The sequence below is a fragment of the Seonamhaeicola sp. genome (assembly GCF_028281565.1).
In the GTDB taxonomy this organism is placed as follows: Bacteria; Bacteroidota; Bacteroidia; order Flavobacteriales; family Flavobacteriaceae; genus Seonamhaeicola.
The window spans coordinates 145,224-165,325 of sequence record NZ_JANQJQ010000016.1 but is presented as its reverse complement, the minus strand read 5'-3'; the positions used below and the strand labels follow the sequence as shown (position 1 = coordinate 165,325).

12 protein-coding genes are annotated in these 20,102 nt (G+C 41.4%); all 12 read right to left on the bottom strand.

Annotated elements, in window-relative coordinates; all coding sequences use genetic code 11:
• Window positions 1-7: 7 nt before the first annotated feature.
• Window positions 8-1,546, bottom strand: a complete 1,539-nt coding sequence (locus tag Q0983_RS08535; protein ID WP_299551371.1) for a YifB family Mg chelatase-like AAA ATPase — start codon at window positions 1,544-1,546, stop codon at window positions 8-10.
• 322 nt (window positions 1,547-1,868) lie between these two features.
• Window positions 1,869-2,891: a transglutaminase domain-containing protein gene (locus tag Q0983_RS08530; RefSeq protein ID WP_299551368.1), complete on the bottom strand. Its 1,023-nt coding sequence runs from the start codon at window positions 2,889-2,891 to the stop codon at window positions 1,869-1,871.
• A complete protein-coding gene (locus Q0983_RS08525; RefSeq protein WP_299551365.1) occupies window positions 2,891-3,562 on the bottom strand; it encodes a carboxypeptidase-like regulatory domain-containing protein in 672 nt (223 codons plus the stop codon). Before Q0983_RS08525 ends, Q0983_RS08530 begins: the two co-directional genes overlap by 1 nt.
• A 183-nt stretch (window positions 3,563-3,745) precedes the next feature.
• A complete protein-coding gene (locus Q0983_RS08520; protein WP_299551362.1) occupies window positions 3,746-5,095 on the bottom strand; it encodes an ATP-binding protein in 1,350 nt (449 codons plus the stop codon).
• A gap of 10 nt (window positions 5,096-5,105) precedes the next feature.
• The gene (locus Q0983_RS08515) at window positions 5,106-5,930 is read right to left on the bottom strand and encodes a peptidoglycan-binding domain-containing protein (protein ID WP_299551359.1); all 825 of its coding nucleotides are present in this window, start codon (window positions 5,928-5,930) and stop codon (window positions 5,106-5,108) included.
• Between the two features lie 74 nt (window positions 5,931-6,004).
• Window positions 6,005-6,976, bottom strand: coding sequence for a tetratricopeptide repeat protein (locus Q0983_RS08510; RefSeq protein WP_299551356.1), 972 nt, complete (start codon window positions 6,974-6,976; stop codon window positions 6,005-6,007).
• Window positions 6,977-6,988: 12 nt separating this feature from the next.
• Window positions 6,989-10,552: a DUF4157 domain-containing protein gene (locus Q0983_RS08505; protein ID WP_299551354.1), complete on the bottom strand. Its 3,564-nt coding sequence runs from the start codon at window positions 10,550-10,552 to the stop codon at window positions 6,989-6,991.
• 27 nt (window positions 10,553-10,579) lie between these two features.
• Window positions 10,580-11,191 (bottom strand): hypothetical protein, encoded by a 612-nt coding sequence (locus Q0983_RS08500; protein WP_299551351.1) that lies wholly within the window; start codon window positions 11,189-11,191, stop codon window positions 10,580-10,582.
• 43 nt (window positions 11,192-11,234) lie between these two features.
• Window positions 11,235-12,842 (bottom strand): DUF4157 domain-containing protein, encoded by a 1,608-nt coding sequence (locus Q0983_RS08495; protein WP_299551349.1) that lies wholly within the window; start codon window positions 12,840-12,842, stop codon window positions 11,235-11,237.
• The gene (locus tag Q0983_RS08490; RefSeq protein ID WP_299551346.1) at window positions 12,839-13,339 is read right to left on the bottom strand and encodes a hypothetical protein; all 501 of its coding nucleotides are present in this window, start codon (window positions 13,337-13,339) and stop codon (window positions 12,839-12,841) included. Before Q0983_RS08490 ends, Q0983_RS08495 begins: the two co-directional genes overlap by 4 nt.
• Before the next feature lie 132 nt (window positions 13,340-13,471).
• Window positions 13,472-15,154, bottom strand: a complete 1,683-nt coding sequence (locus tag Q0983_RS08485) for a contractile injection system tape measure protein (protein WP_299551343.1) — start codon at window positions 15,152-15,154, stop codon at window positions 13,472-13,474.
• Window positions 15,154-20,091: a hypothetical protein gene (locus Q0983_RS08480; RefSeq protein ID WP_299551340.1), complete on the bottom strand. Its 4,938-nt coding sequence runs from the start codon at window positions 20,089-20,091 to the stop codon at window positions 15,154-15,156. Before Q0983_RS08480 ends, Q0983_RS08485 begins: the two co-directional genes overlap by 1 nt.
• Window positions 20,092-20,102: the final 11 nt, after the last annotated feature.

The following is a 20,102-nucleotide window of genomic DNA, read 5'->3' as shown; positions in this document are numbered from 1 at the left end:
GAATTGATTACCCCAACCACCCTTCTCTATCCAAACTCCTGTATTGAATGGCTTCACTTATATGGGAGCCGTTTACGTTTTCTGAACCTTCCAAATCAGCAATGGTTCTGGCGACTTTTAAAATACGGTCATAGGCCCTGGCAGACAAGTTCAAACGTTCCATAGCGGTTTTAAGGAGTTGTTTGGAGCCTTCATCCAACACACAATATTGCCTGATTTGTTTGGTGCTCATTTGGGCATTGTAATGAACGCTCTCATTAGTTTCAAAGCGCTTGCTTTGGATATCCCTGGCAGCCGTAACTCGTTTTCGAATTTCTATGGACGACTCCCCTTTTCTATCTTCTGACAGTTTTTCAAAAGGGACCGGTGTGACTTCTATATGAATGTCGATCCTATCCAGTAACGGCCCTGATATCTTGCTTAAATAGCGTTGCATCTCTGCCGGACTGGAGGTTACAGGGGCATCCGGATCATTAAAATAACCTCCCGGACTGGGATTCATACTGGCCACTAACATAAAAGACGATGGATAGGTTACAGTAAACTTGGCTCTTGAAATTGTCACTTCTCTATCCTCCAGCGGTTGGCGCATGACCTCTAAAACACCACGTTTAAACTCTGGTAACTCATCTAAAAAGAGTACGCCGTTATGTGATAAGGATATTTCTCCCGGTTGCGGATAGGCTCCGCCTCCAACTAAAGCCACATCTGAAATGGTATGATGCGGACTCCGAAACGGCCGTTGTGCCATGAGTCCGGTATGTTCTTTGACCCTGCCAACCACTGAATGTATTTTAGTGGTTTCCAAAGCCTCCTGTAAAGTCATTGGTGGCAAGATACTCGGTAAACGTTTAGCCAACATAGTCTTTCCAGCTCCTGGTGGCCCAATTAAAATAATATTATGGCCTCCGGCTGCTGCTATTTCCATACAACGCTTAATGCCTTCCTGCCCTTTAACATCAGCGAAATCATGATCCGGAAATTCCAGGTTCTTATAAAACTCCTCTCGAGTGTCTACGATGGTTTGTTCTAAGGCTTCGCCCTTATCAAAATAATGGATGACCTGTTTGATATTATCAACACCATAAACTTCCAGATCGTTTACAATGGCAGCTTCTTTAGCATTCTGGCTTGGCAAAATAAACCCTTTAAACCCTTCCTCTCTGGCCTTAATAGCAATGGGCAAGGCCCCTTTTATGGGTTGTAAACTGCCGTCAAGGGACAGTTCACCCATAATTAAATAGCGCTCTAAATTTTCGGCCTGAATTTGTTTGGAAGCTGTCAAAATACCTATAGCCAGTGTAAGATCGTAGGCACTACCTTCCTTACGTAAATCTGCGGGAGACATATTGATAATAATCTTCTTCCCGGGAATTTTATAACCGTTATTCTGAAGGGCCGCCGCAATGCGATAGTTACTTTCTTTTATAGCGTTATCAGGTAGCCCTACCAGGTGATACCCTATTCCGGTATCAATATTTACTTCTACGGTAATGGTGGTAGCCTCAACCCCAAAAACGGCACTCCCAAATACTTTCTTTAACATAAAACTTGTTTTCAGTTTAAATGTAAGAAAAGTATTTTAACTTTTGAAAGAATTAGTAATTAAGACATGACATTATAGGAAATTTATCTGTTTGCATATTATAAACACCCCTATAGAGCTACGCTCGGTATCTTCAATGAAAATATATTTTCATTTCGATAATCCTCTAGGGGACAATTTTGCCATGTGAGATTCCTCCCTTGAAATTAACGAAATCAAAGTACACCTTTGATTGAAGTTAGAGAGCGAAGCTTTCGTTAAGGAGGGTGTGCATGCCTATTAAACTGAATAGTTTGAGATAAATAGAGCTAACGGTATTAACTTATTTTACTTGTTTTTTTACACCTTTTACGGTATACGTGGTAACCACATCATCATTCACCTTTAAATGAACATCATACAAACCTCTTTTAAAAACGTATCTAAATTCTAAAATTTCGGTTTGCTCATTGTATGACTCTGGTTTTATTATGATATCACTGGAACCTCTGTTCATAACCAAACGAAACTTGCTTTTTTCATGATCTTTCGGCACTCTAAACTTAAACGCAACCTCTTTGTTTACAGGTATTTCAGCTTTCATGCTAACCGGCTGCAAAGGCATAATACTATATTTAAAGGTATTGCCATACACCAAAGGCCCCGTTAAAAAATCATCAATAGTTGGGGCATCCGTTTCCATTAAGATCCACCTGGTATCTAAAGGATAATGGCTTTTTACAAACAGTTCGGGGTCTGCCAGAAAATAACCGTCGTTATACTGTGCTACAAACCTGCCATCATCAAAATGAAAAAATCCACTGGACCAGGTAGGATCCGATAAATACCATTTCCCGTTTAATCGGATCACATTCCAGGAGTGGTTGGGTATACTTAGTTCGCCCACATTAGCACTTACCGTTCTGCCGTAACCATGAACCATTTTACAATTTAGACCGGCAAAAGACGCTAATTCCTGAAGCAAATAGGCGTAACCTGTACAAATGGTCTTCTTATGTTTAATAAGTTTTTTAAGCGCCCTTTTCTTAAATTCAGTATTCCAATTAGCCAGAGCAGTGCTATCGTTTTGGAACTTTCTGCGCTTTTTTAAATTTTGTAAATGATTCCCATAATCGTTTTCAATATTGAGGCACACCCAGGTATAAACGGCCCTGAATTTCTCTACATCCGTACTGAGGTTTGAAGTGAGCCTATGCACCAGAATTGGCATATCATTTAAAGAGGCCCCTTTTAACTGTTTGGCAATACTATCAGCTTTTTCAAAATCAATAGACTTAAAATCCGATGTCTGTGCAAATGGCTTAAAACTCCATAAAAAAGTTAACAGCAGTAGCAGTCTGTTCATTAAAAAATGGCCTTTATTTTCTGCCAAAGGGTTCGTTTGGATTTATAAGCTTTGTTTGTATCTACCGCTCCCATTAACTCCACCAGTTCGGCTTCCATAACCACGTTAAGAACGGTTTGGTCCTTACCAATTTTAATACGCTTTGGCGAATAACCCAGAGAACTGAATATCAGAATATCGCCTTCTTTTAGTTTTTGAGGAAAGGTATATTCACCCTCAAAATTAGTTGTGGTCCCTACTTTAGTACCTTTAAGTACAATACTCATATTTGGTAACGGCAGGTTATCATGATCCAGAACCGTACCGGTTAGCAAACCTACTTGTTCACTGGTCTTAACTTCTGTGGGTGTATTGGTTTGTTGTGCCTCCATATTTTGAAATGCAAACAAAGAAAGGACTACAAACCCTAACACTGTTAAATAATTAGAATGCCTTTTTTTCCGGGGTATCGAAGGTTGAGAATACGTTTTCATTTGAGATGTTTTAAAAATTCCACAAGTAGTTGATCGGTTATCTTCAAAGAACTTAATAAGCTCAGTAGCGGTCATGTTCCTAAAATCTATAACTTCTTTTTTATAAGTGTTACAGAATCCACCTTGTTTAGTTTTATCAAATTTATTGAATTTTTCCGAACATGGCATGTTAATGTTTAAAATAAGTTGCTGTTTCATGGTCTTGATTTATTTGTTTCCCCGAAACTATGCACAAATAATAAGCAACAAAACCACCATTGAGTGAATGGTATGTTATAATGAGTAAGTAAAACTTTTTCTCATTAAACATAAAAAATCCCGCCAAAAGACAGGATTTTCAGAATGATTTTATTCACATTATACATTATGCATTATACATTATTATACATTTAAGGTCTTGCCCTCTTTCTGATACTCCTTCTTGATGCCCTCCATCAGATCAGCACGTTTTATCAGGGATTGATTGGATGCCAGGGTCTTAAGACAGGTATAATGAATGATATTAACAATACTGGCTCCGCTAACGGCATACTTCCGGGCAATGTCTTCCAAATTGACATCACTATCCAGGGCAATCACTTCAGGTAAGTTATTTTTCCAAAGCTGTAACCGTTCGTTGTAGGAAGGCATATCAAATTCAACCAGGGACTGGAAGCGCCTGGTGAAGGCCGTATCAATATTGCTCTTAAAATTGGAAGCCAGGATCACCAACCCGGAATGGGCTTCAATACGTTGTAACAGATAGGATACCTCCTGATTGGCATATTTATCATGGGCATCCCGGACATTGGTGCGCTTCCCGAAAACAGAATCGGCCTCATCAAAAAACAGGATCCAATCCTTATCAGCAGCCTTGTCGAAAAGACGAGACAGGCTTTTCTCGGTTTCACCTATATATTTGGAAACCACCATTGACAGGTCTACCCGATATACATCGCGGCCTGTATATTTTCCCAAAAGGCTGGCCGTAAGCGTTTTTCCAGTTCCCGGAAGGCCATGGAACATGACTCTGAATCCCGGTTTGATCTTTGCTTTCATGCCCCAGTCCCTCATGAGTATTTGATTATACTGTAACCAGACCTCTATTTCCTTGATCTCGGCAAGCGTTTTCGGATTGAGTATCAGATCAGACCATTCCAATCCGGTCTCAATAATGCTCGCTGGAAAATCTTCACTCAGTTTGGGCTTTAGCACCTTGCCTGTAGTAAGTCGGGCCAGGTACTCTTCATCTATTAACAGTTTTCCACTCATCGGGGGCTCTCCTTTGGGTACCGCCCCCAGGCATAGCATATTTTTACGAAACAAGATCGAGTCGCCATAAATCAGGTTCATACCCCGAAGCCGTTGTTGGTAATGACTTCCGAAAAGCACAAATAAGGCAGTTTCTCCCGTAGGCAAAATACCACGGTGCTGCTTTCCCTTAACCCCTCCAAATTCCGGAAATTCACCGCCATTGGGAAAGACATCCGATATGATATCCGATAAAAAACCGGGAGCCAAATGCGTTACAAGTGCTAAAAGCAACAATATGGTGTCCTCATCAGATAAGTGTTCCCGTTTTATAAAAGCAGACAAATGGCTGTCATCAGTTAAGTTAAGTGTATCCAACTCGGGAACCGGATCCTTTGCCAAATTGTATTCGGTTCTAAGGCGATGTTTTATACGCTCTCTTAGAAAGGAAAAACACCGGATATAACTATCCTCCTGTGGTTTGCTGACATTATTTATCATGGTTCAGGTTTTATGCATTAACAAGTGGTGCGATTGAAAACACATCGATTTTCGATTTTCTAAAGTTCCTGTTCCTTTTCATAACCGCTATACCGTTTCGGGAACCGGCCTGATTGGTGTTACCTTCAATGGTTTCAATCACATCCCCATCTATGGCTGTTATTATACCGGTATGTATCCAGTCGTTAAGGGATTTCTGAATAAGGAATATATCTCCGGGCTCTATAATTTCAGGGTGCTGCCTGATGACCCGATACCTGGTCAGTAAGTTTTTTTGAACCCCAACCGTACCCACTGTATCACAACTATAAGTTAAAGGCATCAGTTTTTTAAAACTTTTCCCCACACTACTTGCTGCCTGGTCTATAATGGTCTGTACAAACCCCATGCACCAGTACCATGGCGAGCCGTCATGACCGTCCATGTAAGCACGCACCCAGGGGCCGCTATTGGAAGCCCCGTTAATTTGTAATTCAAATGCAAAATTCTTTAAATGATTTTCTGCAGCCTCAATAACAAGGTCCCTAAGGGTTGTTTCCTGTAAGGGCGTTTCAAAAGCATCTAACATATTCCCGGACAGTAACGAAAATAACCCATGGTCCACAATACCGTTTACCGCAACGTTACGTGCCATTTGAAAGTTCTTAACCGCCCCATCTGTGGCGGGCCCAAAGTCGCCATCTATGGCAGTAGCTGTTCCACTATGCGGGTTTTGAATGGCATAAAGCGATAGCCATGACTGGATCTTACGGACGTCTTTCCTGTTATTAGTTGTTCCGTTCTTCCGTTGCGTTGTTTTTATAACAAGCTCTTTTTTATAGGCTTTTTTTATCATGATTTATTTTGTTTGTATTAGTGTAAATGATTGTTATAACGTTCTACTTAGCTCCGGGAGACAGGCTTCTGTTTCTATGATCTTAGTGTTTGTAACAATTGTTCAACCCTGGCTGTAAAAGCATGCTCCCCGCCTGCCAAAAGCTCAAGAATCTTTCTCGCTTCATCCATTCTAGCTTTCATTTCAATGAGCGTTAATGCCTTGTAGAATCTGGCTTTAATATTATCCTTATCCCTTAAAAGGACATAATCCAGTTCCTTAAGGGCTTTGTCTTTATAATTATGAGATAACAAAGCGACCGCTTTGTCAGTTCTGACTTTATGATTATCGGCTTCCATATGCAATATATGATCCCATTGCATCATTGCTCTATCTAATTGGCCAAGCCCCAGGTAAATAGAAGCGGCCAACAGTCTGAACCTATTCTCATCGGGCCGAACCACCATACTTTTATTTATGGCATCCAGGGCCAATCCGAAATTCCTGTTATTAAAATGAACTAATGCTATGTAGTAGCAGGTAACCTCTATATTCTTGTCATAGTTAGCGGCATCATGAAGTACTGCCAATGCATTATTAAACTCTTTGAGGTTTATGAGGTCTTTGGCTAATTGAATCTTATATTCGGGATCACGGCTGTAATTTTCAATGATGGTGTTCCATATAGTAGCTGAATCGACAAACCGTTTTTGTGCCTGGTATAAAGCGGCCAGGCTTTTCCAGGCTATCAGTTTATTGGGATCAAGTTCAATACTTTTACGATAGCAATCTTCTGCCTGTTTTATCATATTCCGGTTAGCATAGGCATGCCCCAGGTTAAGTATGTAAGTGGCATTTTCCGATGTGTTATTAGCTTTCTCAAAACAGGTAGCGGCTTTTTCAAACTCCTTTTCCTGTAGCCAAAGCATGCCCAGGTTGTTCAAAGCGGTAGCATAGTCAGGCTTCACTTCCAAAGCCTGGTCGTACTTGACCTTTGCATCTTTAAATTCACCATTTAAGAAATGCTTCACACCTTCGTTATTCAATTGTTCTTCTTGTGTCATCATGGTCTCTTGTATTTAATCGAAAATATTATCTTTTATATCACGGGCCAGCCCTTTAGCCATATTCACCACATCGATATCGGGATAAATAACCTGTAAATCATCAAACGATATATCAAATGGTAGTCCTTCGCGGTAATGAATAGGGAATACAATTCCAAATTGGATATCAGGCCCCCATGAGAAGGATGCCAGATTATAGCGCCATGTTTCAGAAAGGGAGATCAACCAAAGATCCAGGCTGGCTCTTGCAAACGCATTGATATCAAACTGGAATTTCGGGTTCACCGTAATTCTGCCTTCGGCATCTAAAGCCAGACCTGTTTGCGGGCTCCAGTTAACATCTACTTCCGCTGCAGCTTCTCCTTCCAATCCTAAAGTACCTGCCAACTCGATGCCTCCCGTTAGGCTGGCAAAACCAACACTTACGCCCAACCCTAGATCACCTCTTAAAGTAAGGCCGGCATCGGCCGGAATAACAAATTCGCCATGCCCGGAAATGGTGGTTTCATCTTCCCTGTCCGGGTTATAGGTTACCTGTGCATAAAGGTCTCTTAATTGCCCCGGACCAAAACCGGCTGAAAAGTCCAGTCCGCCAGTAATTCTGGCAACCAGTCCAATACTTCTAGGACCTAATGGAATGGCAAATATGGGTATTTCAATAGCCGGAATATTGAACAGGTTCCTATCGAAGGATCGCCTGTCGAATACATCAACGGTACTTGGTAATCCAATACGCCCGGTAACCTCAATTTCGCCATTAGGAAGGAAATTCACGCCTGCCGTAGCCTCCAGCCAGGGTGTTAGACGTAACGTTAAACTACCACCGCCATACACACGCATGGTATCATCGGGATCTCCATTAGGCTGGCCATCATCACCAATAGCACGATTTGTGGCCCCTATACGGACAGTACCGGACAACATACCTCGGGCATAGGCTGCGGTGCCTTCAATAGTCAAGGCTCCGTTATCATAAGTAACTGTCAGAGAGGTGTCAATTCCCGGAATATCCGGCTGCGCGGTTCCGGAAACCATGACGTTGTAACCTTCTTCTCCATTTTGTCTGGATATGGTCGCAGCCACGTTTCCACTACGGATTCCCGGTATATCAGAGCTCAGATCAAAGTCCCCACTAATGGAGAAGCCCTGATCTCCATAATTAACGGTCATGGTACCACGCTCTATACCCGGTATGTCAAGTTCGGCAGTTCCTGTTGCCGTAAAATTGTTCTCACTGTAAGACGCTGTAATAGTAGCATTTTTAACACCTCTTATCTTGCCTTCAGGGATACCGATCTCCCCTCCAATGGTCCATATATTATCTTTATATTCTACATTTATTTGGGCCGGATCAAAGAGTTCGGAATCAAAATTAAAAGCGCCCTCCAGTTCAAAACCACCACGAGTAGAAGCTATTGCTCCAATATAACCATCCCCTACATTATCGATCCCAAAGTTAACCCGACCACCAATTAAGAAACCTCTACGGAGGCCATAACCTAATGTTAGGCTTACATCTGAAATATTAAATGGGGCTGGCATGTCCAAATCTCCACTTGAAAATACTTTCTGTAGTATGACATCATCTTCCGTAATGACAATCTCAATATTTGCCCTGGAGATAAAAGGTACCGAAGGTAACAGTGTACCCCGTGCTCTAAGACCAGACTCAGTAAAAAGAATACTGTCAATACTGAATGGGCTTAATAATTCAAACTCTGCTTGAGTATTATTAAGAAAGTCTTTAAGATCACTCGACTTCAAGAAGCCAGCGTATGTGGTTCCGGGCATTTTATAAATTGGCCAGTTGAAATATTCAGGCAACATTAATAATTGTCTACTACCATCCCTAGTTCTGAACTTAAATGGTTTGCCCCTTAGATGCCCCTTTCTTCCCTCGTTAACTGCCGGATCAAATTGCATGGTCTCTACATTGAAAAATTTGCCATGCATGGTTAGTCTGGGGTTAAATAAATTTGTTGAAGCCTGTTGTGTTATAGTGTTAGGGTCATTCCAGGCCAATTTGGTCCTATTCCCCAAATTATCTCCCCAATAAAGGACATAGCTTGAACTTGATCCCATCCGGCCTTCAAGGTTTAAATTTGAAGGATGTGGATCGAATGGCAAAGACGGAGAAGGATTAGGATCCTGGAAATCATAAAAATTAATCGCTCCCCGACCTTTTTGTCTGGATAATAGTTTATCAATATGGTCTCCGGACTGAACCTGCCCCTTATTCCAGGTCTTTAAATTAGGAGGGTCTGAAGTCGTAGTAAAACTCCTGTAATGAATATCAAAACGGGACTTAATTGTATTTGCCAGGGTATTGTTAATCCTATTTACATTGATACCCTGAGCAGCAACTGCATCTTTAAGAGGTTGATCTGTCCTAACAAGGTCTTTTATAGATGTATTTACACTATCTAAAATTGTGGTTCCGGAAGTTCTGTTCGCTTCATTCGAAAGTAAGTGAAGATTATCAATAAGCCCTGCCGTTCTTACTCTGGGCCAGCCTTTGAGTTGAAGTTCCTGCATATGATCAATCTGATAATATTCCTTTACCCCGGATTCATCATCCCAGAAAGGAACTTTTAAGTTTTCTGCAAGAAGTCCGGCATCACCATTTCTTTCAAAACTTTTATTTCTCCCTCCTGAGCTGACCCGGGTTGAAATACCATATAAATGATCATCCTGGATACCACCAGTTAATAGTTTTCCATGGGCCCCTTCACTACTAATAGTATTCCAAACACCTGCCTGGTTAGCATCATTGTCCCCTGAACGTCCTGAGCCGCTAAACTCCCTTGCTCTAAAGTTCCCGGAGGCGGACATAAAAGCGCTTTTAAAAGCCGGGATTGGTAAATTATCTATATAAATTTTAGGAGGGCTGGAGGTAAAATCATAATTACTTCCGGTTTGTGGTATTTCCGGCGGGTTATCGTCATCATCCTTTTGAATCATTTTCGGTTGCACCGATGACGCTCCCTGTTGTACGGTATGCGTGAGTTCATGTGCCAATAAATGTTTTCCGGAATCACTACCAGGGTTATATTTTCCCTCATTGAAATAAATATCATTACCATGGGTAAACGCCTGAGCGCCTATACTCTTGCTCATTTGAACGGCATTAGAATCGGTATGTACCCTTACATCACTGAAATTGGCACCAAAACCGGACTCCATCTCACTACGGGTACCATCGGACAGCCGGCTGCCGGAACCTTTTGAATTATTCAGACCGGTTTCCAATGAGGTCGTATCTCCCGGATCACCTGACCCGACAGATTGTTTTTGAAGAAAATTCTCATCTTCTTTTTGCTGGAGCTGCTCCTCCTCTTTTTGCTGGATGTCTTCCTCGGTCATCTTCTGAATGTTTGCAACAGGACTAAAAAATGAAGGGCTCAATGCTTCCTTTCCGGCCACAATCTGATCGGCCACCTTATCGGCTTCAAGCTCGTATTGATCTCCGGCCTGGCCAAAATTCAGTTTAGGTTGAATAAAAGGCGTACCAGTCTTGTTCGTATGTTGTGTTGACGAATGTCCTGATGATTTTTTTATGTGCTTAGCCGCAAACATTAATTATAACTCTATTACTTCTCTATTTCAATACCCCAGCCCTTCATTAATCTTAAATTTGTTCTCGATATACAAACGACTATTGGGATCAATTACCTCCATTTCGGCTACCCCTTCCTGTAGCAAATGTGTATCCCGTCCATTTTTAACCTCTTGCTGAAAATTTGCAAGTTGTTTTAATTGTGTAGCACTTTCTTTAATGACTTTGTCTTTAGGATTATCAGCGTTTTCGAGAGATACAGTAATAGCCTCATCAGCAAATTTTATGGCCTCCTTACTATCTCCCAATAAGAATTTCGCCTGCCCTATAGACAATATATCCTCAGGCGTTTTAGCTCGTTTTTGAAGTTTCTCTGTTATCTCGGTCAATTGTTTTATAGCCAGATTATCCTCAGGATTGGAAGACACGGCTACCTTAGCCCGTTCCATTTCAAGCTTCCAGTCACCAATCTGGACCGACTTAATACTGGGATAGGCTATCATAATGATTGGAAGCAGGAAAAATTTCAAAAGCCCTGTAAAGGGTTTATCGCTGGTGTAATTACGATACAACATGGCACATAACAACAGGAAAAATATTACTCCTAAAAAGAGCAGTATGATTTCGTACAAAAAGAGGTTTTCAAATAATGCTTTCATGGGTTTAATTTTTAGTTGTTTTTCTTTTTATGGCACTTTAATGTCATCCACACTCCACATCTACATCCGCACAGACGGCGCGAGGACCAAGCTGTGCTCTTTTCCCAATCTGTACGACGTCCTGGTCTCCAAAGCGGTGGTTGTGATACTTACAGTCGATAGGGTCAAAAATGCTATAGAAATCTCTATCAGGCGTACCCGTATCGCTCACACCAACCCCATAGGCTACAACAGCATGACCAATATTACCACCAATTATCAGTATGATATGTCCATGACTTTTGAGGTTACTTTTTAAGAATTCATAATCAAAATTGGCAACATCAAACAAGCCTATGCCTAATTCGCCATATACTTCGGAAACAAATTTTTCAGGCAGGCTGCCATCATCGCAAATACAATGTCCAAACCTTATGATGAGGGAATCCCTGGTTGCGCCAGGCAAAATTTTTGTAGCATTAAGCCAGGATGCTCCAGCAGCTGCCCAGCAAACTAACGAGTCTCCCTGACACACCACGGGTGGCGGGCTAAGCACGAACATGGTATCATCATCCAGAAGGGGTACTTCTCTTTGTGATCTGGCCCCCATCAAAGAATCTGCCGTTTTCCGGTCGACCACCTCAAGTCCGTCACCAGTCTTTTCAAACCCAGCCTGTTGCACCTCATCACCATCATGGGATTGAGCTGTAGCAAAGAGGTTACTCGTCATTTCAGAGCCCTCAATGGCTTTGTAGCCTCTCAAAATTTCACCGGTATTGGGTCCAAACATACCATCAATTTTCAACCTTGACCCCATTTTCTCATTAAGCTTTTGCTGTAAAATCTTAACCCGTGGCCTTAAATGCCAGGTCCCGAATACAAGGCCATCCCCCCGTTTTAGACCAACCAATGGGTTTTGTTGTACTGGCAAGGCTTCAGAGGGATCCTCTTTTTTTCTGATGCTTCCTTCCTGCTGTATAGTATGGGTTAACTCATGTGCCAGTAAATGCTTGCCTTCTTTAGAGTTAGGATCGTATTTTCCGGTATTAAAATACACATCATTGCCATAAGTAAATGCCTGAGCCCCAAGCTCCTGACTCATTTGAACCGCTTCACTATCGGTATGGATATTAATATGACTAAAATCAGCACCAAAGCCCTGTTCCATTTGGGATTTGGCGTCACCCGACAATTTGGAACCACGGCCTTTACTGCGCCTTAAACCGGGTTCTATGGAAGGCGAAGGATTAGGGTTATTGGACCTTGCCTGTACGGCCTCCTCTTCCTCCATCATTTGCACCGCATCCTCCTCTTCTTCCATTTTCTGAACAGGTTCTTCTTCCTCAGCCATTTTCTGAACCGTTTCTTCCTTTTCACAATCATCACATTTCGCCTGGACATTTTCTTCTTCAGTAGTTTCCATACGCTGTATCAATGGTGTTACTGAGGCTGCCAATGGTTTTTGTTGTAGTTCGTCTTCCGTACCTTCCATTTTCTGAATAGTTCCCTGTTCTCCTGTTCGATTTACAACCTGATCGGCCATGACATCGGCTTCCCGCTCATATTTATCTCCCGGTTGCCCTACCTTTAGTTTTTGTTGTACCAAAGGTTTGAAAAAGGGATCGCCCGTAGCGGGAGGCAATGGTTTCGGTTTTCTGTAGCGCCTTCTCATGATGTTTTTCCCTCTAGTTCGGCCTTGGCCTCTTTACGTTGATTCTTTGTCTTATCGGTTATGAGCGCAACGATCTGATGCCATCCATCGGCACCACCTGCTATTACTGCAGCCGTAAGGACACAATCCAAAAACCGGAATAAGAACCCTCCAAATTCATAGGCATATGATGCGGGTGGGTCAATAAAATATTCCAGGATCCTGAAACCGGCAATGGCTAATAAAATACCGATTGAAAAGGAGGCCATTACCGCCCCGTTAAAATTCGATTTAACGATCTCATTAAGTGAATCCGCTGTCAGGTTAGGGTCATTCTTTTTTTTGACAACGATCAATTCGTTAAAACGCTCAACCAATGCCAGTATAACCGGAAATACAAACATTAAGGTGCTTAGGTCTATCTCGTCCATTTCCTTGAGTGTGATCACTCCCAGCTTTTCATAATATGCCATAGCAAGCGCAAGTGCAACGGGTATGGCCAAATAAATTCTTTTCATCTGTTTAAATTTTATTGTTTTCATATGTCAGATGTAATTCGCCATTAAAGATTTCGACAAGCTCAATGCAACGCATTTTGGTGGGTATTACCATTAAGTTATTATGGCTCATTTCATAATCTAAAATTTGAGTTACCAATCTGTAAATATTAATTTGTCTATCCATGGTAGCTTAACAAGGCTAATATTCCATGGTAATCTGTCCAATAGTATGTCCTGTACTTTGCGCTCTATGATAAGTTTGGGATTGGCTCCTTTTAAGATGAGCTTACCGGGGCGTTGTAAAAATTCACGACGTAACAAATCCGGAGATGTGTTTTTCAAGGCACCCCAGCTAGTAATTACAGCTTCCAAAAGTGCTTCGGTCTCTGCCTTTTGTTTTTTACTGAATCGGATATCCCTGCGAATTGACTGATGTATTGGGATACCACAAACAAATTTCTCAAAGACCATTTGGCTTTCAAGTTGGCATTCCTGTTTCGTCGCAACATAATGCAGCAAATGGCTGGCTAATTCCTTATTATTAATACCGTCATTGTCATCCAAAAGCCCACAATTATCGAAAAAATGCTTTAAAAAAGGATGCAACAGGATAAGTCCCGCATTAGCAAAATAATAGTCTTTGTCCTTTTCCGTTTCCCAATAATTATCCAGTTCCAATACAAAATCATCAGAATCCGCTGTCTGGTCTTGTGGCAATGCTTTTGGGTCATTAATGCCAAAAGCCTTCACCGTATCTAAATCAGAACCAGAGGTTTCACCCGGCAGTAACAGGTCTGCATCCTTATCTCCGGAAATACCGAGAGGCACTATCAACTCTAAGCTATCAACCTTATCCGGGTCGCAGGCATGAGCTTCTTGCAACCTATTTGTTCCTTCTCTATTATTAGAACTATCAACAGGGTTTATCGTATCCGAACCATTATCAGTATCAGGATCCGGGGTTTGTCTTTCGCTGCCGGCGGATGATACATTAAAAATAGCATGCATATCCTGAGTGCCCTGGCCTTTTAGGCTCTTAATCATTAACAAGGTGATCTCTTTAAGAGATTCATACAAGCTTGTATCCTTGTGGTCTTTCACCAAATATATAAGCCTTCCAGTCTCAGCCCTTAGTTTTGAGATGTCATTTCTTATAAGAAAATCGATGATCATTTTCCAAACCTGTTTCCTGTAATATGGGTTCAGGGGTTTCATTTTAACCGGCAGTTCCGAACTTAAAATTAGAAGCGATTCAGTTTCCGGAACATCATTGAAACCATGATGCAACATCAGGTAAATCTGGTCATCCGAAAACTGGTTTATGAGCCTTTCCCGTACAGCAGGTCTATTAATTAATTGCCTGAACTCAAATCCGAAATTTCCAACCTTGACGACAGCTTTAAGCTCCGGGGTATCAAATACCATGACATCACCGGAAGTCTGCCACCATGGGTTTATGCCTTTCTCCAGAAAGACCAGTAACGATCTTAAATCACGTGCTTCCCTATTCAGATAAAGGACGTCCTGACCATGACTTTTAGAGCTATTAAGCACTTTCTGAAAATCCTCTACAAATTGCTCCCCAACAACAGCTCCCATCTGGGAAATACTGTTTTGACCGGATACATTGATCTCCACCGAAAGGCTGGGTATTTGAAGGATTCCGGATGCTAATTTGCCTTCCAAGGAATCAAAATAATTCTCGAGATAAGGAAACAGGTTCTTACTCAAAAACGCACTGATATTATCCTTGATCTCATACGCCACCTTCTTATTCCCGGTGTTTACGTCAAGAAAAACCTTGTTGATGATATGTGTATCGTCACTATACATTAAGGTATTTGCGGGATTAATTGATTTTTAATAGCAGTAGCAACGTACTTAATGATTCTGGCATCCGCTATGTAGGCATTGAGATACTTTTTGAGATCATTATTAGGATCGAATTTTTTGCCGGCCTCTCTCAATCGCTTAAACTGTATGGCAAATAATGCACTGACAGGTGTTATTTTAGTTTTATCGGCAGTCAAGACGGCATGCGGCTGACAATGAATGATATTATAGAACAGTTTTATCTGAGCGCTATAAAGCTTGGACAGTTCGTTTATAACAAAACCATCCTGATTTGTGGCTATCGCATTAAATGTTCTATTGGTCAATGTTTGGAATAACTCCAATAGCTTTTCATTGTTTTCACCTTCCAGGAATGGTCCAGGGTTGGATAATACTTGTTTATATAGTCTTATCGTAGCAGCTAAAACGGTAGTTCTTAAATTACCGGGGAGATCCGTATTAGGGTCTAATCCTCCCTGATCCTTCTTAATTCTCACAGTAGTCTCTTCCATACAAACGTCATTGGAAACAATAGCAACAAATGGAATGTTGTTCGTACTACTGGTACCACAACGATCGTTTGTGACCTCTAGTTTAAATACCCATTCAACAGGACCGTTTGGTTGCAGGTCAATGGTGAAATTCTTTTTACCATTAAGCAGCTTGGTCTTATTGTTAAAGAACCATTTAGACGATTTAATATTTCCTGTAGAGTCATTTCTAAGGATGATCTTATTGCCCTGCTGAATGGGGGTAAATCGGGCCTTGGCTGGTTGATGCAGCACGATCTTAAGCAGTTCTTTTCCTGCTACACTATAGGAGGGCGTATTACCAAATGCCGGTCCGATAGCCGAAGGAACCAATAGGGCATTGCCCTGGGCATCAAACTTCAATCCCGGGCCTGTAACAATAGTACCCCTAATTACCGGCTTCACAGAAATTTTGTAAGAACCGTTATCATCGGTACAATAGTTTAACCTGTTAAATGGTAAACCAAGTGAGAAAATAGGGTGTTTAATGGTGACCACAACGGTCTCTGTAGCCGTACAGCCCTTAGGGTCTGTGACGTTAAGCGTCACTACAAACGGATTCTCCCCTTCCTTAATTAACAGGTTGGTCTGTAGGTTCTTATCGGTACCAACAACAACCTCATTAATGATCCATTCAAAGTCTAAATTGGTGGCATTAGGATTTGCCGGTATTTTAGATCCAAAGAAATAACTGTGGAATAATTGATCATCCTTCCAGAAGAACGATCCTTTATCTTCTATAATTTCAATTTCCAGTACAGGAGAAACAGTAATAGCCGCCGTGGTTGGCAGATCGTTTACGGTAAACGAAACGGCTGTATTAAAGTTTACAAATGTACCAGGCTTGATAACGAGTTCATTGTTTACAATACTCATACCGGCAACAGGTGCATTCACTATTTTTATGGTGCCATCAACCGGACTTAAATTCGTAAACGGAATAATAACATCTACTGTGCTTGTTGTGTCAATACAGGTATGTTCCCTGATCCTTAAGTTGACATCAACAGGCTTTTCGAATTCAATTTCCTCAATGGTTATAATGTCATCACAGAAACCATTGCTGATGGTCAATACAGGCTTAACAATATTACTATCGTTGACCGGCAGGTTATAGATATAAGTGAATACGCCATTGGCATCCGGTTTTTCGTCAAGCGTGGTGCCATTACCAAGATCCCAACTGAATACAATATCGTCCGGAATGTCACCCAGGACTCTGAATCGTACTGTGGCTCTGGTTTTACCCTGGTTGTATTGTATGTCTGTTGATACCAACAGGTCGGGGCTGTCGTAAACCGTAATCTTACAATCGGTTTCTTCGTCATTAACTGTAAACCTAATAAGCGTACCATATAATTCAGGGCTTACCAAACGGGCATCAAAAACAAATTGCCCATGTTCATTGGTGGTAACACCACCATTAAGGCCGTCATCTACCAGGGCTTTAACAATGGCATTTTTCGGAGAGACCACAAACAGAATCGGCACGGTAGTCTCATGAAGACAAATGTGTGGTTCGGGCAGGCTTAAAAATACCGGTTCTTTTGGAATGATAAAGTTAACCGGGGCACAGTCTGAACAGCACATATAAGGTAAGGCAAAATCGGCAATGACCGTATTTTTCTTAGTAACATTACTACTAACAATACGATTGGTCTCAAAAAATATCTTATCATCGGTCCCAACGAGCTTAGGGTTTTTGAAATAAACGTAGTTCTCATCCCTTTTTATGGATTTATTACTTAGGCTTATACGCAAAAAATTACCTTTAGCCTCTGCCAGACAATATTTGGAAGCTCCCGCAACCCGCCAGGTATAATTAAGGAATTCGGCTAAATTCTGAACCGTTTCTTCAAGGGTTTCGCCAATTTGAACCAATCTGTTCCGATATCTTTTGGAGATCGCTTTAAACCCGGATGCAAAGGCAAAATCAACACTGATCCGTTCATCATTAAAGACCCTGATATGGCCACTATCTAATTTCAAATGATTGGTTGCCTGAGCAGGCTGCGTTAAAAATTCGAGATCCAGGCTTACCTTTTCAAAGATATCTTTAACGGATTCAGCTTCGGCCAGGTACACCATGATAAAGGTGCCCCCAATCATAACACCCGCCAGATGTTCCAATCCCGGATGGTATTTTACATAAGGGCACAACTGAATTTTTAACAATATCCTTTGCTTTCTTATTTTTATTTCTTCAAATAAGATTTTTAATTTCTTTTCGGAACAACAAACCACGGATAGCTGGTTGATGAGCATACCCAGCACTTGTTTCAAGTCATCTTCCATGGCAATGCTTTGGTAAGTAGCCTGTAACTTTTTAACCAGGGCACATACGTCTTTCAATGACAATTCATACTCCGAAAGCCTTAAGGCATCCAAATCGAATAAACTTTGCGGCGCCTTCTCGGTCAAAACAGCGGTCAGGCCAATCAACTCCACAGTGTTGTACAGGAAATTCTTTGTATTGCCATGCTCAGCCCAGGCTGATGTATTAACATCCTGGTCTATCAGAATTTTGGCTGTATGCTTAATATCATTTGCAGAACCGCCTTTATTCTTTTCAAAGGCGAGCTTCATATATTTCCCAATAGTATGATCTTCCTCCCCAACATTGTCCTTAACTACATTCCTGCGATAACGATACTTCGTTTTAGAAGATTTATCAAGTGTCTTTTCCTCTTTAGGCTCCGCTTCGGTTATTGGAAAAAAGTGATGCATTCGTCCCACATACTCGGCTTCCTTGACATGCTTCCCAACCTCTTTAGTGCTAAGCCCCGCAAAGAACTTGGTGATGCTTGCCAGTATACATTCCTGTTCTACGGTCCAGGCCTTTAATAACACACTCAGGTCCTCAAATTCACACTTATAATCGTTCAGGTCGATTTCCTCTTCTACGGGGTTTACGGACAATACTTTCACATCGAAGTTCAGCCCGTATTGTTTTTTAAGCTTCAATACGTCCTCCAGGGCTTCCCGGTATGGTTTTCCCTGGTGGCCTTCTATCCGATAGAAATTATTATTATCCATATTATACTCCAGCGGTCGCTGCACAGGAGCAACCGGTGCCAGGTTTGTAGTGTGATAGCTCAAATTATGCTTTTGACTGAAGTTGGTATACCGGTTATAACTCCAGGAGTCTATGAGTGTATCATTTACATTGTAATAAAAGGGTATGGCCTTATGTTCCAGGTCTCCAAATGCCTGGGAGGGTGTGATCTTGATGATCTGGGATTTGTTCTTATTCAAATAATTATTCACCAGTGCCTCGGCCCTGTTCAAAAGACTTAAGACACATTTGTAATTATGGTCTTCATGTCCAATGATCGGTGATTTATAAAACCGATGCCGTAAGGACAAATAATCTTCCGTTTCTTCAAGTTTCCCAAGCATAAGGTGTTTTGGGAATGACCCGATATCGGGACAACAATGGACATTAATATGAAGCAACAGGTCTTTAATATCGTTGTAGGTATCAATAAGATCCTTTAACACATCATAGCGGTATTGAAAATCCAGTGGCACGCTATTGGAATTCATATTGAAAATAGCCGTTATCTTAGATGATATGCCGGGCCTGTTGAATTTCGAAAAGATCACATCGTAGCCCAGTTTAAGATCGGGCAATGTCAGGTTAGATTTTATGGCATTGAAGTAATTTTGTTTTAGTGATTTAAAGGTTTTGGTATTTTCGCAGTTCAATATCACCCGCCTGGCACTAACTACAGGTAATTGAAGATACGAATCGTACCAGTCGTGTGCGTTGTATATAGGGTCCAGGCCTGCAATATATCGGGCATTCAACGTTGATACAAGCAATACCTTAAGCCGGGCTACCTGATCGATTCCCTGGTTGTCACAGGTAATCTCGGTACACAGATCGCCTTCCTTCGAATAGTTCTCCAAATATAAAAGTACCACCTTATCCTCAAGGTTATCCAGGAGTTCCAGTTTACTATAGGAGGTATCACCTTCGGCAATTTCAGCTTCGGTCTGTAATTCCCAAAGTTCTATTTGGTTATCGCCGGAATAAAAGAAGGGCTTATACTTGACCTTATCACTTTGGTAGACCTTAAAATGCGTATAGGTTTTATACAACAGGTCGATCGATTTTAAAATACTGCTACGCTCGCCAGCATCGGTTCCTGAAGGATTTAGCAGTGTCAACAGATCGCCATCTGTTGTTACACCATAGCCCTGAGTGATCTTTATTGTTTTAAGCAATGCGTTGTACGTGACCTTAAAGCCACATACCAGACCAACACCGCTAAGACCAATTCGGGATAAATGGTCCTGGTCTTCAAAATAATCTAAAAACTCATTGAGTTGGCTTTCTGTTAATACCTGATTTGTATTGAATTTTCTATACTGCGTCGTTATAGTATGTAGCTTAGTACTCATGGCATTATGTT

What these genes read in the sequence shown, in the direction of transcription:
- Q0983_RS08485 (WP_299551343.1), bottom strand. Translation starts at nt 15,154, where the DNA reads ATGTATAGTGACGATACACATATCATCAACAAGGTTTTTCTTGACGTA.
- Q0983_RS08515 (WP_299551359.1), bottom strand. Translation starts at nt 5,930, where the DNA reads ATGATAAAAAAAGCCTATAAAAAAGAGCTTGTTATAAAAACAACGCAA.
- Q0983_RS08510 (WP_299551356.1), bottom strand. Translation starts at nt 6,976, where the DNA reads ATGATGACACAAGAAGAACAATTGAATAACGAAGGTGTGAAGCATTTC.
- Q0983_RS08505 (WP_299551354.1), bottom strand. Translation starts at nt 10,552, where the DNA reads ATGTTTGCGGCTAAGCACATAAAAAAATCATCAGGACATTCGTCAACA.
- Q0983_RS08525 (WP_299551365.1), bottom strand. Translation starts at nt 3,562, where the DNA reads ATGAAACAGCAACTTATTTTAAACATTAACATGCCATGTTCGGAAAAA.
- Q0983_RS08535 (WP_299551371.1), bottom strand. Translation starts at nt 1,546, where the DNA reads ATGTTAAAGAAAGTATTTGGGAGTGCCGTTTTTGGGGTTGAGGCTACC.
- Q0983_RS08480 (WP_299551340.1), bottom strand. Translation starts at nt 20,091, where the DNA reads ATGAGTACTAAGCTACATACTATAACGACGCAGTATAGAAAATTCAAT.
- Q0983_RS08520 (WP_299551362.1), bottom strand. Translation starts at nt 5,095, where the DNA reads ATGATAAATAATGTCAGCAAACCACAGGAGGATAGTTATATCCGGTGT.
- Q0983_RS08530 (WP_299551368.1), bottom strand. Translation starts at nt 2,891, where the DNA reads ATGAACAGACTGCTACTGCTGTTAACTTTTTTATGGAGTTTTAAGCCA.
- Q0983_RS08500 (WP_299551351.1), bottom strand. Translation starts at nt 11,191, where the DNA reads ATGAAAGCATTATTTGAAAACCTCTTTTTGTACGAAATCATACTGCTC.
- Q0983_RS08495 (WP_299551349.1), bottom strand. Translation starts at nt 12,842, where the DNA reads ATGAGAAGGCGCTACAGAAAACCGAAACCATTGCCTCCCGCTACGGGC.
- Q0983_RS08490 (WP_299551346.1), bottom strand. Translation starts at nt 13,339, where the DNA reads ATGAAAAGAATTTATTTGGCCATACCCGTTGCACTTGCGCTTGCTATG.